Origin of the sequence: Spirosoma flavum (assembly GCF_042686045.1) — a bacterium.
GTDB classification, from domain to species: Bacteria; Bacteroidota; Bacteroidia; order Cytophagales; family Spirosomataceae; genus Spirosoma; species Spirosoma flavum.
The window spans coordinates 320002-337487 of record NZ_JBHUOM010000001.1; the positions used below are offsets into that span (position 1 = coordinate 320002).

General features: G+C 45.6%; 16 protein-coding genes. All 16 read right to left on the reverse strand.

Annotated features, from left to right (window positions below; genetic code table 11):
• Positions 1–228: 228 nt before the first annotated feature.
• Positions 229–1401, reverse strand: a complete 1173-nt coding sequence (locus ACFS25_RS01275) for a Gfo/Idh/MocA family protein (protein WP_381496590.1) — start codon at positions 1399–1401, stop codon at positions 229–231.
• 127 nt (positions 1402–1528) lie between these two features.
• Positions 1529–2017: a GyrI-like domain-containing protein gene (locus ACFS25_RS01280; RefSeq protein ID WP_381496591.1), complete on the reverse strand. Its 489-nt coding sequence runs from the start codon at positions 2015–2017 to the stop codon at positions 1529–1531.
• 219 nt (positions 2018–2236) lie between these two features.
• Positions 2237–4036: an acyl-CoA dehydrogenase family protein gene (locus ACFS25_RS01285; protein ID WP_381496592.1), complete on the reverse strand. Its 1800-nt coding sequence runs from the start codon at positions 4034–4036 to the stop codon at positions 2237–2239.
• Positions 4037–4265: 229 nt separating this feature from the next.
• Entirely contained in the window at positions 4266–5444 is a 1179-nt protein-coding gene (locus tag ACFS25_RS01290; protein ID WP_381496593.1) for an acetyl-CoA C-acyltransferase, read from the reverse strand.
• Positions 5445–5575: 131 nt separating this feature from the next.
• On the reverse strand, positions 5576–6445 hold the full coding sequence (locus ACFS25_RS01295) for an alpha/beta hydrolase family esterase (protein WP_381496594.1): 870 nt from the start codon (positions 6443–6445) through the stop codon (positions 5576–5578).
• A 178-nt stretch (positions 6446–6623) separates the two neighbouring features.
• Entirely contained in the window at positions 6624–7178 is a 555-nt protein-coding gene (locus ACFS25_RS01300) for an NADH-quinone oxidoreductase subunit J family protein (RefSeq protein WP_381496595.1), read from the reverse strand.
• Positions 7179–7221: 43 nt separating this feature from the next.
• Entirely contained in the window at positions 7222–7788 is a 567-nt protein-coding gene (locus ACFS25_RS01305; RefSeq protein ID WP_381496596.1) for a NuoI/complex I 23 kDa subunit family protein, read from the reverse strand.
• A 71-nt stretch (positions 7789–7859) separates the two neighbouring features.
• On the reverse strand, positions 7860–9017 hold the full coding sequence (gene nuoH / locus ACFS25_RS01310; protein ID WP_381496597.1) for an NADH-quinone oxidoreductase subunit NuoH: 1158 nt from the start codon (positions 9015–9017) through the stop codon (positions 7860–7862).
• 90 nt (positions 9018–9107) lie between these two features.
• Entirely contained in the window at positions 9108–10193 is a 1086-nt protein-coding gene (locus tag ACFS25_RS01315; protein ID WP_381496598.1) for a 2Fe-2S iron-sulfur cluster-binding protein, read from the reverse strand.
• Positions 10194–10258: 65 nt separating this feature from the next.
• Positions 10259–11599 (reverse strand): NADH-quinone oxidoreductase subunit NuoF, encoded by a 1341-nt coding sequence (nuoF, locus tag ACFS25_RS01320; RefSeq protein WP_381496599.1) that lies wholly within the window; start codon positions 11597–11599, stop codon positions 10259–10261.
• 7 nt (positions 11600–11606) lie between these two features.
• Positions 11607–12110, reverse strand: a complete 504-nt coding sequence (locus tag ACFS25_RS01325) for an NADH-quinone oxidoreductase subunit NuoE family protein (RefSeq protein WP_381496600.1) — start codon at positions 12108–12110, stop codon at positions 11607–11609.
• Positions 12111–12125: 15 nt separating this feature from the next.
• Positions 12126–13364: an NADH dehydrogenase (quinone) subunit D gene (gene nuoD / locus ACFS25_RS01330; protein ID WP_381496601.1), complete on the reverse strand. Its 1239-nt coding sequence runs from the start codon at positions 13362–13364 to the stop codon at positions 12126–12128.
• A gap of 83 nt (positions 13365–13447) precedes the next feature.
• Entirely contained in the window at positions 13448–13948 is a 501-nt protein-coding gene (locus ACFS25_RS01335) for an NADH-quinone oxidoreductase subunit C (RefSeq protein WP_381496602.1), read from the reverse strand.
• A gap of 45 nt (positions 13949–13993) precedes the next feature.
• The gene (locus ACFS25_RS01340) at positions 13994–14539 is read right to left on the reverse strand and encodes an NADH-quinone oxidoreductase subunit B (protein ID WP_381496603.1); all 546 of its coding nucleotides are present in this window, start codon (positions 14537–14539) and stop codon (positions 13994–13996) included.
• Between the two features lie 62 nt (positions 14540–14601).
• Positions 14602–14973: an NADH-quinone oxidoreductase subunit A gene (locus ACFS25_RS01345; RefSeq protein WP_381496604.1), complete on the reverse strand. Its 372-nt coding sequence runs from the start codon at positions 14971–14973 to the stop codon at positions 14602–14604.
• Positions 14974–15175: 202 nt separating this feature from the next.
• Positions 15176–17332, reverse strand: coding sequence for a T9SS type A sorting domain-containing protein (locus ACFS25_RS01350; protein WP_381496605.1), 2157 nt, complete (start codon positions 17330–17332; stop codon positions 15176–15178).
• Between the last annotated feature and the right edge of the window lie 154 nt (positions 17333–17486).

The following is a 17486-nucleotide window of genomic DNA, read 5'->3' on the forward strand; positions in this document are numbered from 1 at the left end:
TGGTCAATAGCGTAGTAGCGAAGATGTGGTAGCATATAGTCTGGTAGTTTGACAGCCTACTAAAGCGGGCATAGCAATGGACGAATTTGTCTCAATCCTAGCGAACTACCTGACCTTTCAGCGTTAATTAATTGTGTGCTAGTTCTGAAAATGTATCTTTATAAACAAGGAGTCGGCTGATTGTTAGAGATCTCTAACAATCAGCCGACTCCTTGTTTACACTCTTTATTATGCCTTTAAATTAATCTTTCTGCCTGTTTCGGCGGCTTGATAGATGGCTTGTAACAATCGAGTATCGCGTAAACCCTCTTCACCAGTTACGTGGTTAGGGAGTTTTTTGCCGTCTAATAAATCTTTGCAAACACCGTCCATATGGGCGGCCTGGTGGTTGACGACAGGTTGCTCAATTGGCCCTTTACTGGTCATTCCTTTGAGAGGGCCATAGCCGAAAGCAGGTGATAATTCGAACCAGCCTTTTTCACAGGAGGCACGAAGCCGCTCTACTCCGGCTGTATAACTGGTTGTCGAGTTTGAAACAGCTCCGCTTGGAAACTGGAATTGCCAGAACATCGTCTCTTCAACTTCCTTAAACTTGTCTGGTTCTGTTTTAGGGGAAAATTGAGCCGTTACAGAAATCGGTTCTTCGCCTGTTACGTAACGTGTTCCCTGTACGGCATAAATGCCAACATCCATGAGGGGGCCACCACCAGCCATCGCTTTTTTCATGCGCCACTGGGTTGGATCACCAATACGGAACCCATCGCTGCTTTCAATAAACTTAACAGCTCCAAATACTTTTTCCTGACCAAGCCGCATAACTTCTTTGGTAAATGGCTCATAGTGAAGACGATACCCAATGGCCAATTGCTTGTTGGCCTTTTTGCAGGCATCAATCATATTCTGGCAAGCCTTAGGCGTAATCGCCATTGGCTTCTCACAAATGACATGTTTACCAGCCTGAGCCGCCCGAACAACATATTCTTCGTGCATCGAATTAGGTAGCACAACATAGACGACATCAATATCTTTGTTATCAATAATCCGGTCGAAGGTTTTATAGTCATAGACGTTTTCCTTGGGGATATTGTATTTCTTCATCCATTCATCTGCCTTTGACGGTGTCCCCGTCACAATTCCGGCTAGTCGGCAATTCTGAGTCTGTTGTAAAGCCGGAGCCAAGAGGTTTGCACTATAATAGCCCAGGCCAACCAGCGCAATACCTAATTTCTTATTCGGCTGAGCAGGATTCTTGTTGTTTGTTAGCAATGAATAAATACCACTGGACTCATTTTGGGCAAATTGATTGTTGGCATAACCCGCCAGAGGTAGCGATAGGGCCGATGCGCCCATACCCAAATTACGTAAAAAGGTTCGTCGGGAATTGAGATCTTGTTCTTTCATGAGAAGCCGTTTAGAGAAGCTTGGTAAAGCTACATAAAATGCCCTGTGCTTTAGAGCTCATAAAAAAGCACTAAAGCTGGCTTTTCTACCAACTTCAGTGCGCTGTTCTTTATGGGTCACCAACAATTTATACAAGCCCAATTTGTACCTCAGTCACGCAATTCTCTGGATTTTCAAAATCAACAACACTATAAATCTCACGGACGCAGCCATCATTCTGATAACAATCCCGATAAAGTTGAAAAAATAACGCATTATATAACTCACCAAAATCACTCCACAACCCGGTATGTGAGTAAGAAGCGCATCGAAAGGCAGGAAATGACTGATAGGAAAAGCTGTCGGATTGATTACCCGTCTGACTGATGGGCAGGACAATTGCCAACTGAAATTCGTTGGTTTCATCGCCGTTAATGCCGGTATAAATCCACTGAATCGGACCAGTAATGTCGAGGCCAAGACGGGTCGCTTCTGCATACAGGTTGTTGGCAACGTCGGGAACGTGCCGTGAAAGGGTTTGTAAGGTAGCTTGGGTTGCGAAAGAAAGCCCTGTAAAAGTCTCTGTTTCTTTGATTTTAAAAGCCTTAGATGAAATGGTTAATTGTGATGTTGTCATGGCTTATTGAGGATTGGTGAATAATTATGACAAAGATCTAGTGTAATAATGACAGCCCTATGTCAGCAGGGTTGAGGAGTAATCAGCTTTGAATAGTAAAGATTTAAGGCTAACAGATTTATAATAAAAAAGCGAGCCAGCCCCATTTTGGGACTGGCTCGCTTTGTGTTCGATAACCAAAAACTTTGTCAGGATTCTAAACGTTGACGAAATTGCCTATTAGAAAATATATTTGTTTTCGGCAATCATGGCATCCGCAATCTGACGACGGGCATCTTTAAGATTCATTGGCTCAATTTTCGTGAAACGTTTCAGCCCCATCAGCATTCCCCGAAGTTCGTCACCTTCAGCAAAAGAGGTGATGGCTGCCCGACCTGCATTGTTGACTTTCTCAACAGCTTCGTGAAGATAGACCAGTGCCATCTGCTTTTGTAGAGCAACCGATTCTTCGCCTTTAATACCAATCAGCTTTTCAACGCGAAGTAATACGGACTCGGCCACGTAAATTTCAATAGCCATATCGGCTATATTCATCAGGATTTCCTGTTCATTCGACAGGGTTGTCATGAACTTCTGCACGGCGGCACCCGACACCATCAAGGCGGCTTTCTTCAGATTGAGAAGTGCTTTTTTCTCAGCGATAAATACGCCCTCTTCCTCGTCCGAATTGAAATCAGGAATAGACATGATTTCTTTAGCAACAGCCATAGCTGGTCCCATCAAATCAAGTTCGCCCTTCATAGCCCGCTTCAGCAGCATATCCACGACGAGCATCCGATTAATTTCGTTTGTGCCTTCAAAAATCCGGTTGATGCGCGCATCGCGGTAGGCCCGATCCATTGGTGCATCGGCCGAATAGCCCATGCCGCCATAAATCTGCACACCTTCGTCTACAACATAATCCAGGGCTTCCGAACCGTGAACTTTCATTATGGCACACTCAATAGAAAACTGCTCCAACGCCTTCAATTTAGCGGGTGCATCTTCCATACCCTGACTTTTAAGGTCTTCAATCAGATCGTCAATATTCTGACCAGCGCGATACGAAGCTGTTTCTGAGGCATAAATCTTCAGAGCCATTTCAGCTAATTTATGCTTAATCGCTCCAAATTGAGAAATAGCCGTTTTAAATTGTTTCCGTTCGTTGGCGTAGCGCACCGCATTATTGATGACTTCTTTAGAGCCACCTACAGCCGCAATACCCAGTTTAATCCGACCAATATTCAGAATATTTACCGCGATCTTAAAGCCATTGCCACGCTCTGACAGCAGATTCTCGACCGGTACCTGTACATCATTGAAGAAAATCTGGCGCGTATCGGAGCCTTTGATACCCATTTTATGCTCCGGCTCATTCATTGCGATGCCTTCATAGCCGCGCTCAACAATGAATGCTGATAGGTTCTTATCATCGTCAATTTTGGCAAAAACAATAAAGATATCAGCGAATCCGCCGTTGGTAATCCACATTTTCTGCCCGTTCAGAATATAATGCGTACCATCTTCCGTTAATATTGCCTTGCTCTTTCCCGAGTTTGCATCTGAACCAGAATCTGGCTCTGTGAGGCAATAAGCGGCTTTCCACTCGCCTGATGCCAGTTTAGGCAGGTATTTTGATTTCTGGTCCTCATTGCCATAATACACAATTGGCAACGTACCAATACCGGTATGCGCCGACAAGGCCACCGAAAATGAATGACCTGCGCCTGTCACTTCCGCTACCAGCATAGATGTATTAAAATTCGTTCCGAAACCGCCATACTGCTCCGGTACCGACGTGCCTAGTATACCCAATTCACCCGCTTTGTCCATTAAAGATGAGATCAATTCGGGTGACTTGGCATTGTCAATTTCGTTCAGACGCGGCCAGACTTCACGCTCCAAAAACTCGCGGCAGGTAGCCGCAATCATCTGCTGCTCTTCAGTAAATTCTTCAGGAATAAAGACCTGTGCCGCTTGAGTTTCTTTGATCAGAAATTCGCCACCTTTAATGGAAGCTTTTGGTTCTGTCGCAATCATGTCGAAATGAGTTTATTATGCTTGCATACTAATTCGTTAACAAATAAACTCATTTCAAAAATAGTATGCAAGCATACTAATATTTTTTTTAGATTAAATAATCCGGTTTCATATTTCGTTCTATGGCCCTTGCTTATAAAACTACTGTAAACTAAAAATGCCGGATGCTAAATCTGATTAATCAGGTTCAGCATCCGGCATGTCAATGGTCTGGATTTGTGTTTGGCGATTAATTTAGGCGTTCAAAAATACCAGCAACACCCTGACCACCTCCCACACAAGCAGAGACCATTCCATATTTCTGATCGCGACGGCGCATTTCATTTAACAATTGTACCGACAACCGTGCCCCAGTCGAACCGAGAGCATGGCCTAGGGCAATAGCTCCGCCGTTTGGATTAATCTTGGTTGGGTCAAGACCTAATTCCTGAATGACAGCCAACGACTGAGCGGCAAAAGCTTCATTCAGTTCAATAAGATCAATATCATCCTGTTTCAATCCCGCTTTTTTAAGGACAATAGGGATAGCTGCCACAGGTCCAATACCCATAATTTTGGGTTCGACACCAGCCGTAGCATACGATACCATCCGGGCGACGGGCTGTAAATTCAATTCGTTTACTAATCGTTCCGACATTACGACCACAAAAGCGGCTCCGTCAGACGTTTGCGATGAGTTGCCAGCCGTAACTGATCCGCCAGCGGCAAAAACCGGTTTGAGTTTGGCTAATCCTTCAGCACTTGTGTCTTTTCGTGGGCCTTCGTCTTGGGATACAGTCCATTCGCGGGTTTTCTTCTTGTTACTTTCAGCGTCGAAATACGTTTCGCTCACCTTGATGGGTACGATTTCGTCCGTGAACTTTCCGTCTTTTTGGGCGGCTAATGCCTTTACATGCGATTCGTAGGCAAATTGATCCTGTGCGTCGCGGCTGATGTTGAATTGCTGGGCAACTTGTTCGGCAGTCAACCCCATACCAATATAGTAGTCTGGATGAGTTTTCGCGATTTCATAGTTCAGCGCTGTTTTCCAACCCATTACCGGAACCATTGACATAGATTCTGTACCTCCAGCAATGATACAATCAGCTAGACCCGCGTGAATTTTAGCTGAGGCAATAGCAATGGCTTCCAAACCTGAACCACAATACCGATTGACGGTCATGCCGGGTACGCTGTTAGGCAGTGATAGCAAGGCAATGTAACGGGCAATCTGCATTCCCTGCTCAGCTTCGGGCACGGCGTTTCCAACAATCAGGTCTTCGACGCGGGCCGGATCAAGCGCAGGAACCTGGCTCAACAAATGCTTAATAACTTCAGCCGCCATATCATCAGGGCGGGTAAAACGGAGACCTCCGCGTGGCGCTTTGCCTACGGCTGTACGGTATCCGGCTACAATGTATGCGTCCATAAATGCGGTGTTGATTTACTGGTTAAGCAAGTAATTCAAGGCAATAACTCATTTTTCAGGCGAAAAATTACAGATATGCAGGTAATTATTATGCAAGCATACTACTTTTCTGAACCAATGCCAATGAAGAATTAGGGTATAAGTTGCCGTTTGAAAAAGCTCCAGGCTTCGAGATAGACGTTAATATCGTTGGGATAGTCGTGTTTTCCCCCCAGTACTTTCAACAATGTAACTTCTGGTTTACCTATTTCTTTATACGTATAACGCTCAACTGTTTTATGATCATTTGGGTCTGCATCAGGTACTAATTCCTTTATAGGTTTTCGGGTATACCCGGCCAGCCTGGCCCAATATTGGAACGTACGCTCTGTCGATCGCACAAGGCCCAAACTAATGTTCCCGGTTATCACCTCACCGCCCTCATAAGGATTAACCGTATCACTGGTCCCGTTGACAATCATTACCGGAATGGCTATTCCTTTTTCGGGACAATCCAGGTTATTGGTATCTGGAAGATTGGCTATAAGCGCGGTTATAGCTCGTAATTTCTCGGGCATGGTTAAGGCAAGTTTATACGCCATATGCCCCCCGCCTGATGTGCCAATAGCGAAAACCTGCTTTGGATTGATCAAGTGTTTCCTGTCGAAGTAGCCAATCATTTCTTCGAAAAAGGAGTTCTCGTTAATATTCTCCAGATTCGCTGCTGTATTTGCCGTTTTTCGGCATTCATTCCAGTATTTTTTATAGCCGTCCGGGTAGACTAGTAACAGATTTTCATCGTCCGCTTTTTCTTCCAGTTTCCCGGCTCCCTCACGGATTCCCAGTCCGTTACCTCCCGAACCATGTAGAATAAAGATTAACGATGAGTTGGGCTTTGGCGGTTCGAGAAAGTGAAATGTCCGATAATGGCCCTCTATTAAGACAGAATCAGTGAGCAGCTGCTTTTGTGCTGATGCAGTTTTTATGCTGAGGAGAATGCAAAACAGGAAAAATCGTACCATATGATGTATGGAATAAAAGTGTTGGCAAATTTATCTTTTTGCGGCTTATGATACGCACAGAATAATGCATTGACTATTCTCGGAGAAGGTAAAAAAAAGCCGCTCGTTGAGCGGCTAAAAACCAGGACAATATACTAAATCGGTTCAGCGTAAAACAGTCTGTTATAAAGTTAAGTAATTAAAAGTGACGGTCGCCTGCTTCGCGTTTACCAAGCATAACCGCACCAACCATCGCTACTAAAAACAGAACTGAAGCCAACTCGAATGGCAAAATATAATCGCTGTAAAGCAACTGACCAAGATTCTCGACAAGGCCGGTTTTGGCACTGAACGTTGTTGGGTTTACTACGGGAACCTGGGCACTTTTGGCCCGGAAAATAGTAATCAGCATCACCATTAATAGCCCGCCAACCACAACCGAGGCCATTTTGGTCAGATTTGTTTTCGATTCTTCGTCCTCTTTACGCAGGTTCAGAAACATGATCGTGAAGAGGAACAAAACCATGATTGCGCCAGCGTAAACGATAATGTTGACTGCCGCCAGAAACTGAGCATTTAACAGAATGTAGTGACCTGAAAGACAGAAGAACGTAGCAATAAGTGCCAGGACACTGTAGATAGGGTTTTTAGCTGTAACTACGCCAATAGCACTGAATAATGTCAATGCCGTTAGAATCAGGAACAGGTATCCGGTGGGTGTTAGGGCTTTAAAAAAGCTTATAAATTCGGTCATGGCTTTATCGAATAGAGGACAATGGATGAAGTTCGTCTACCGGTTATGTAGCGGCCCTTGTCAGGCTGGGTTCGGTAGGTGTCGTGTTCACTTCAGAATTGGCAACACGCACGTAGCGATCATCCATTTTCTCGACCAGCCGATCTTTACCATAAATTACTTCGTCGCGTTCCTGAAAAACTGGTACCATACGATCGTGGCGGAGATAGACAGCCTGCTTTGGGCAAGCTTCTTCGCACAGACCGCAAAAAATGCACCGCAGCATATTAATCTCGTACACCGCAGCGTATTTCTCTTCCCGATATAAGCTTTCTTCGCCTTTTTCGCGTTCGGCAGCTACCATTGAAATCGCTTCAGCCGGGCAGGCCACCGCACACAACCCACAGGCTGTGCAACGCTCCCGGCCCTGTTCATCACGTTTTAGAATGTGATGCCCACGATAGATCGGACCGAGGTATCTTTTTACCTCAGGGTATTGAATTGTCGGCTTTTTACGGAAAAAGTGGCTGATAGTGATGGCCAGCCCGCTAACGATGGCGGGCAAGTACATCTTCTCGGCCAGCGTCATCTCCTTATTGCTGACTTGTTTAGAACGATTAGTTAATTGCATGAACGTAGTGGTTAGCAGTTAGTTATCAGTGATTAGCAGGAACTTGCCACTAATCACAAACTACTCAATAGTTATGACTGCTGCGGAATAACAACCTGACCTTTTGGTGCTCGGGCTGATGATACTAATACCATTGTAATCATAACGATAACCGTCAGCCAGGTTGCATATTTGAAATTGTACAAAAGGCCAGCCCCAGTTAAAACAACATTCAGAATTGACAATGGGATAAATGTTTTCCAGCCCAAATTCATAAGTTGGTCATAACGGAAACGCGGTAGCGTCCAGCGAACCCACATGAAAAAGAAAATGAAGAAGAAAATTTTGCCGAAGAAAACCACAACACCAATGCCTGTTGCCACATTGTGACCGGCTATAGCACCAAATGAATTTTCGAGTGCGTTGCCAACTTCATTCATAAATGGGTAATGGAAACCACCAAAATAGAGAGCCGAAATGAACGCTGACGAAACAAACATATTGATGTATTCCGAGAACAGATAAAAGCCCAGTTTCATGGAACTGTACTCTGTATGATAACCGCCAATAAGTTCAGTTTCGCACTCAGGTAAGTCGAAGGGTGTACGGTTACACTCTGCAAACGAGCAGGTTAGGAAGATAATGAAACCCAACGGTTGAGTGAAAATATTCCACTCGAAGAAAGTGGCCTGCTGATCAACAATAGCCCGGACAGATAGTGAGCCGGTCATCATCAAGATAGCAATCATCGAAAGACCCAGCGCAATTTCATAGCTAATATTCTGCGATGCAGCCCGGATAGCACCCAACAGCGAAAACTTATTGTTCGATGCCCATCCGCCAACCATAACGCCATATACCCCCAGCGATACAACACCGAAAATATACAATACGCCAATGTTAATTTCGATAGCCTGTACGGGTATTGAATAAGTGCCAAACTTGATACTATCACCGAACGGAATAACTGCGCTCGACATAAGGGCCGTTAGCATAGCTAAGCAGGGACCGAGAATAAATAGCCACTTGCTGGCTTGAGCCGGAATAAAATCTTCCTTAAAAAACATCTTGCCCGCATCGGCAATGGGTTGCAATAGTCCCCAGGGTCCCGCGCGATTTGGGCCGATACGGTCTTGTAAAAAGGCCGCCACTTTGCGCTCAGCATACGTGGAGTAAGTTGCAATTAGGAGTGTTATCCCGAAAATGACGAGGATAATTATCCCTTTAACGAGTAATACGGTTAAGTCCATTTTATAATTTATGATTTACGAATTACAGTCTTAAGTTTACGGTAAGCCAGTTAAAGCACTAACTCTGACCGTAAGGTTGACTATAAACGATCAGGGTTCTGGTTCTAAAGCAGAGGGTAATACTTTCGCAAAACGTTCGGCAGGTAACTGTTTAATAGCTAATTGCGATGTATCACGTTCATCGTGGATAAGCTTGTAATCTGCTGCTGCCATCCGCTCACCAAAGCTTGGCTTAATAGTGTCGGCCCGGTATTTGTTTGCCGAAATAACCGAACTCCGCGATACTTTCGTTGGGCCATCAATGATCCAGTCGCTGGTTTTTTTGGTTTCAAAACGGCAAGTATTACAGATAAACTCGGTCACCTCACTCCACTCATTCTTGCGGGCTGTTACACGAATTACCTCGTCGCCCCGGTACCATAGTGTTACGTTACCTGAGCAGGTTGGACAATTTCGGTGAGCATCAACGGGTTTAGTGAACCACACCCGATTTTTGAAACGGTACGTTTTATCGGTCAATGCACCAACAGGGCAAACGTCGATCACATTACCCGAAAAATCGTTGTCAATCGCTTTCTCAATATAGGTACTGATTTCAGACGCATCACCCCGACCCATTACACCATGAACGCGTTTATTCGTGATTTGGTCAGCTGTATAAACACAACGGTAGCACAGAATGCAACGCGTCATGTGCAGTTGTATATAAGGGCCAATATCTCGTTTTTCGAACGTCCGTCGGTCTTCTTCGTAACGGGTAGTTGCTTTGCCATGATCGAAGGCAAAATTCTGAAGGTCACACTCACCAGCCTGGTCACAAACGGGACAATCGAGTGGATGATTAAGCAACAGAAATTCAACCACGCCATTACGGGCATCAATTACTTGTGGACTGGTTTCGTTTTCGACAATCATACCATCCTGTACGGCTGTCAGGCACGAGGCTACCAACTTAGGCATTGGGCGAGGGTCTTTAGCCGAGCCCGCTGACACACGTACCAAGCACGCCCGGCACTTACCACCACTACCCTTTAGCGGCTCATAGTAACACATGGCTGGTGGAGCTACCGCCGGGCCAATTTTGCGAGCGGCCTGCAAGATGGTCGTTCCCGGCTCTACTTCGACCTCAATTCCGTCAATGGTAACTTTTAACAGTTGCGGCTTTACGTCTTCCATATATCATGTGCGGCTGGAAAGCCGCAAATCAATCATTACTGAGCGGCTTTTAGCCGAACTACAATTTACACTAATGCCATCTCTCCCCGATAAACGGCACCGGGTTGCGTGGCTTCTGTAGGATTATCAATATGCCACTGAAATTCATCCCGGAAATGTCGGATAGCGCTGGCAACCGGCCAGGCAGCCGCATCGCCAAGCGGGCAAATGGTATTTCCTTCAATTTTTTTGGCAACATCAACCAGCAAGTCAATGTCTTGCTGGTGTCCATGACCATATTCGATTCTGTGGAGTACTTTCTCCATCCAACCCGTTCCTTCGCGGCATGGACTGCACTGACCGCAGGATTCATGGTGGTAGAAACGCGAGAAATTCCAGGTATTCCGTACGATACAAGCTGTTTCGTCAAAGACAATAAAACCACCTGAACCAAGCATGGTGCCTGTAGCGAAACCACCATCTGACAGCGATTCATAGCTCATCAATCGTTTCTCGCCATTAGCCAGCGTTAATGCCAGATTAGCGGGCAAAATTGGAACCGATGACCCACCCGCCACAAGTGCCTTGAATTTATGACCCGGCCGAATACCACCGCACCACTCATCGGCATAAATGAAATCTTCAACTGGAACGCCCAAATCGATTTCGTAAACGCCTGGTTTGTTGATGTGACCCGATGCCGAAATTAGTTTGGTGCCCGTACTGCGCCCAATACCAATACCAGCATAAGCGTCGCCACCGTTGTTGATAATCCAGGCGGCTGTGGCAATAGATTCGACGTTATTAACTACAGTTGGGCTTTGATACAAACCTTTTACCGCAGGAAATGGTGGTTTGTTTCGTGGGTTACCTCGTTTTCCTTCCAGCGATTCTAGTAAAGCTGTTTCTTCACCACAGATATAAGCACCCCCACCCGGTTGTACGATCAACTCAAGATCGTAGCCGCTACCGAGAATGTTTTTGCCCAAAAAACCCTTCGCTTTCGCTTCGGCGATTGCTTTTTCGAGGATGTGAATAACATACATCAATTCACCACGTACGTAGATGAACGATTTATTAGCCCCGAGCGCGAAGGACGAAATGATCATGCCCTCAATAAGCAAATGAGGGATGTTCTTCATCAGGTAATGGTCCTTAAACGTACCCGGTTCCGACTCATCAGCATTGCAGACAAGGTATCGGGGAACACCTTCCGGCTTAGCCAAAAAGCTCCACTTCATACCCATCGGAAAACCAGCACCTCCCCGGCCCCGAACACCCGCTTTTTTAACTTCGTCAACAATGGCTTCAGGAGTCATTGTTTTTATAGCTTTCTCTACAGCTGTGTAGCCGCCCTGCTTCCGGTACACATCGAAAGTCTCAATGCCGGGAACGTTGATATGTTCGGTTAGTATTTTGGTCGCCATCTTTGGGTTATTTCGACAATTCGTCAATGATCTCGTCCACGCGCTCGTTGGTGAGGTTCATATAGTATTTTTCCCGGATCTGAAATACCGGTCCCATACCACAAGCCGCCAGACACTCTACTTCTTTGAGGGTGAACTGACCATCTACGGTTGTTTGTGCGGTATCAATGCCAAGTCGTTGTTTCAAATGCGCGTATACTTCCTCACCCCCCATAAGGCAGCAAGGTCCTGTTCGGCAGTATTCAATAACATGTTTGCCGACTGGTTTAAGGTGGTACATGCTATAAAAAGATGCTACCTCATAAACTTCAATGGGCTGAATGTCAAGCATACGGGCCACATAATCCATTCCTTCGGGGCTGGTCCATCCTTCCTGCTCTTGCAGCATATGCAATAGAGGCAACAAGGCTGATTTTTGTTTGCCTTCGGGATAACGGGCAATAATTTCCTGCGCTTTAGCAATCCGTTCAGGTGTGAATTGTACGGCGGGATTATTTGTTTCGGTTGTCATAGTTTATTGGCAGGTTTAAGCGTCTAGCTCACCCGCAATGACGTTCATGCTACTCAAAATGACAATGGCATCAGATAGTGTCAGACCTTTACACATTTCGGGATATGCCTGATAATAAATAAAGCAAGGCCGACGGAAGTGTAATCGATAGGGAGTTCGGCCACCATCGCTAATGAGGTAAAAACCTAGCTCCCCATTGCCACCCTCAACAGCATGATAAACTTCCCCAACTGGGGCGTCGATTTCACCCATCACAATCTTGAAGTGATAAATGAGGGCTTCCATGTTCTTATATACTTCCTGTTTTGGAGGCAGATAATACTGAGGAGCATCGGCATAATAGGAACCCTCAGGCAGGTTATCTATTGCCTGCTGAATGATGCGCAGACTCTGCCACATCTCCTCGTTTCGAACCATAAACCGGTCGTAGGTGTCGCCACTTTGTCCAACGGGAATATCGAATTCAAAGTCTTCGTACGATGAATAGGGATTCATTACCCGCACATCATAGTCAACACCGGCAGCCCGTAGATTTGGCCCGGTAAAGCCATAACTCAACGCTCGTTCTGCCGAAATTCCGCCGACGTTTACGACGCGATCCATGAAAATCCGGTTGCGGTTAAACAGGTTTTCAAACTCGCGCAATACTTTCGGGAAACGTACCAGCAATTCTCTAATCTTACGAATAGCGGTTGGCGAAAGGTCACGTTCCATACCACCAATTCGGCCCATGTTAGTCGTGAGTCGCGCTCCGCAGACTTCTTCATAGATTTCGTAGATGTACTCGCGCTCCTGGTAGATGTACAGAAAACCTGTAAAAGCGCCTGCATCTACACCCAAAATGCCATTGCAAATAAGGTGATCGGACAGACGGGCCAATTCCATCATAATAACGCGGATATACTGAGCCCGTTTTGGCACGTCAATACCCAATAATTTTTCTACTGTCATATGCCAACCCATATTATTAATGGGCGACGAGCAGTAGTTCATGCGGTCGGTGAGGGTCGTGATCTGATAAAATGGCCGACGCTCGGCAATTTTCTCAAACGCCCGGTGGATATAGCCGATAGTTTGCTCGCCCGACACAATTTTTTCGCCATCCATTTGCAGGATGTTCTGGAAAATACCGTGTGTAGCAGGGTGAGTTGGCCCGAGGTTAAGTGTCGTCAGTTCATTGACGTACTGAATTGGGCCGTTATCGTTTCGGGCTGGAACGTTCTTCGGTGCTATATCAAGTTCTTCAGAAACCATGTCTAATTAGCGAATAAATGAATGAACGAATGACCATTGCTATGAATGAAATAGCTGCAAAACAGTCGCTCTTTCACTTGTAATTATCGTCCAAACAGTGCGTCAATTTTGTCTTCCCGAGTCGCATCTTCGAGTGGGTACTCTCTGCGCATCGGATGGTAATCCATTTCCTCCATATTCAGTATTCGGCGTAAATCGGGATGTCCGTCGAAAATAATACCGAATAAATCAAAAGTCTCCCGTTCCATCCAGTTGGCACTGGCAAAGAGCGGAATCAACGTGGGAATATGAAGGTCGTCTGTTGTCAGGTAGACTTTAATTCGTAACCGAAAATTATTCGTCAAACTGTGTATGTGATACACGACGCAAAATTCTTTTCCGGGCGAATCAGGATAGTGAACGGCTGTAATATCGGTCAGAAAACCCATCTGTAGGGTCTTGTCCTCTTTCAGATAGTTGACGAACGGAAAAATCTGGTCCCGACTAGTCGAACAGGTCAACAAGTCATACGGATCATCAAAGTCCGTAACACTCTCGCCAAACTGATTTAGTATTGTCTGCGCAACTTCTTCGTTGGTCAGCATTTTTAAATAATGAAGGGTGAAGGAAACGCGATTCTGGCGTCTTTACTATTGAATGCTATATGAATTCAGCAGTTTCTGATACTCTTCTGTGTTCCGACGGCGCAGCGACTCATTTTTGGCCAGTTCCTGCACCTGCATTACACCCTCTAGAATTTGCTCGGGGCGGGGCGGACAACCCGGTACGTAAACATCTACCGGAATGATACGATCAATGCCCTGAAGAACGCTGTAAGTGTCAAAAATTCCGCCACTCGATGCACAGGCACCAATAGCAATTACCCAGCGGGGTTCGGCCATTTGCAGGTAAACCTGCTTCAAAATCGGCCCCATCTTTTTAGCGATTGTCCCGGCAACAAGCAACATATCGGCCTGACGCGGTGAAAAACTCGGACGTTCTGAACCAAAGCGGGCCAAGTCGTAGTGCGAAGCCATTGTTGACATGAATTCAATGCCGCAGCAGGAGGTCGCAAATGGCAAAGGCCAGAGCGAGTTTGCTCTAGCTAATCCAATAATTTTATCGAAAGAAGTAGCCGAAAAACCCGGGCCATCGTAACTCGCGGGGGCTTCGGCCAGCTTAATATCAGTTGTCATAAAACGTTGTAGTTGCTTACTGTAACAACGAATAAATAGGCTCTAAAATTCATTAAAAAAGCTTATTCCCAGTTCAAGACCCCTTTACGGATAACGTAGTAGAAACCAGCCAGGAGGAGACCCATAAACAGGACCATTTCAATAAATCCTGTCATGCCTAATCCTTTGAAGTTGACGGCCCAGGGATACAAAAAGATTACTTCAACGTCGAATAAAACGAAAAGAATCGCAATCAGAAAATACTTAATAGAAATTGGTGTGCGGGCATCACCCTGAACGGGAATTCCACACTCGAACGGATCATCCTTTTTCTGGCTGTGGCGTTTTGGCCCAACAGAATGGGTAACAATCATCGTTGTGATGATGAAACCAAGCGCCAGACCCAGTTGGATAAGTACCGGCAAATAGTCAGCCGGGATGTAGGTTGCGTTCATATACGTAGTTGACAGGATCGGTACAAAGGTAGCGATAAAACCAATAAGCCCATTTGCTTACGCTTAAGGGTTATACAGACTATCTTTCAAAGATAAGCTACAAGCGTTGTTTTATCAACCTCTATGGACTTGTGTAAAAAAACTAAAACAGCCGGGGCCCTTTCTTATAAAGGACCCCGGCTGGTAAATAGGCTAAATGCCTTTAACGATTGACAATAACGCGTCGAGATATGTCGAAGCCAGCCGAGCGCACCCGGATGAGATAAACTCCCTGGGCCAAACCCGAAAGATCGATTGATTTTCGTTCATTCAGCAAAGGAACCTGGGTCGTAAAAAGCTGTTGACCGCTAAGAGAGAACACGTCAATATTGGCATTCGCCAAGTCTTCAATGGTTTCAACTGTGATGGTACCCGTAGTTGTCGGATTTGGATATACACTCAATCCACCATTAGACCGGTCGAATACAAATGCTTTAGGGACACTATACCCTGAGTAGCAGGTTAAATTAGACCCGTTTGCAAGCGCATAGGTTGTTCTTGTACGGGCCGAATAGTTGGCTGATACGATTACCTTCACTACTGCGCTATTTTGCGGAATAATTTCTGCAGCCCGTCGCCAGTCGAATAAATCAGGTTGCCCACCTGTTGGCGTTGGTAATACAGCCTGTAAGCTATAAGCGCCGATTTGTTCGATGCTGGGTACCGGCACTTTGGGCCGTACGGTTAAGCTTATTGTAGCAGGCTGGGCTGATTTACAACCATATACATTTATTGCCTGCAGTGAATAGGTTCCTCCCTGATTCAACGTGATCGTTTTACTAATACTACTTGTCGTGCTCAGGCTCCATACTCCTGTGCTATTCGCTGGCGTATTAGCGAGTAGGGTCAAGGTAGAATCAGCGCAAATTTGTTGTTGATTATCAACTACTTTACCGGGCTGACTGACTAGCGAGATGGTTGGCGTGGCTGGTCGAATAGGACTTTGAACATCAAGAACCGGAGATAGATAGGTATTACCTACTCTATCTTTTAACGTGGCCCGGTAAATGCCTGGTTGAGTAATGGTAATATTCTGGGTTGTCTGACCTGAATTCCAGGTATACGATTTGTATAAACTGGGTAAGCTAAGTGTTATTGCATTAGTTGTCGTTGCGCAGGCAACACTGATAGTCGGCTGTGGGAGAGGCGGAAGGGGACGTGAACTGGAAAAGAAAACAGCATTGAGGCTTTCGTACCATGCCTGACCTAACTGCTTTAGCCCGTCTCCACCGAAGTGAACAACATCAAAGCGTGGAATCTGAATATTATCGGTAAAAGGTCCCGCAAAAACGTTGTTGTTATAGGTGTTGATAACATCATTCTGAGCCTGAATAATATCCTGACTTACTTGTCCTTCATTATAGGATGATCTTGCTAAAACCCAGGCTGGATAACGCTCGGTATCAGCACGGGTTTTATTCACTATATACTGCATATCATCTGAATAGGCTTTTCGAGTAGAATGCAGCGGTACATTGTCGTTTTCACCCTGTTGCCACAGCACGGCCCGCAAGCCCTGAAGAGAACAATAATAACGAAGGGCAATCAGCAGGTTGGCATAAGGCATCCCGGCAGGAAAGTTCTCATTAGGCGTACCAAGGGCAAAAATGTTCTTTGTAATTTGGCCGTCTGAACTTTCACGCCAGTTTTTTATAACAGTCGCTTGCCAGGCTGTATTGATAAACAAGACAGGAACATTGTACTGCTTTACAAGTAAATCGCCCAAATACCCCCAGCACCAGGCACTCTGGCCGCGCGGCCCAATCAACGATGTAGCGGTTAGTTGTTGAAAGGTAGGGGCTGGAGGATCGGATAACGAATTAGCGGTGCTGTTATCGTAGTTTACGCAATTAACCCGGTCGTCAGCGGCACCCACCGCGCCGTAGTTCTGAAAACCCTGTGCATTGGATTGACCCGTTATAATAAATACTTCACCAACTCCAACCTTACGAATAGTATCGCTGCCCGTGACAACACCTTTAACGAAAGCCTGAACTTCAAGCTGATACCAGCCACCTTTTGCCCGCAAAGAACCCTGAAAAATTCCGCCCTGCGGGTTACGCTGAACAGTAATCCAGTTTGTATTTAACCCTTGACCAGACACTTCTGCCTGCACACGAGCCTGGACACTATCAACGGGTTGATACAAACTCCCGGATAAATAAATTGTACTGGTATTATCATTCTCGCGCTGGAAAATTGCCCGGCTTTCTGGATAAGTAATTTTGAGTATCTGGCTGGAATTCTGCGCCGATACCCTTATGCTGACTGCTGTCAAACCCAATACCAACAGGTGTACTAGAAAATAACGATTGTTCATTTTGTCTTTCAATAACCCCCTTATATCTGTTACTGCCTGAAGCAGATAGCAACACAGAATATGTTCAAAAATCAGACCGATTTTAACTGCAGTTTAACAGGCTGAAAAAACCAGTGCGGTTTCTCGGTAAAATGCAAAATTAGGGCTAATATAT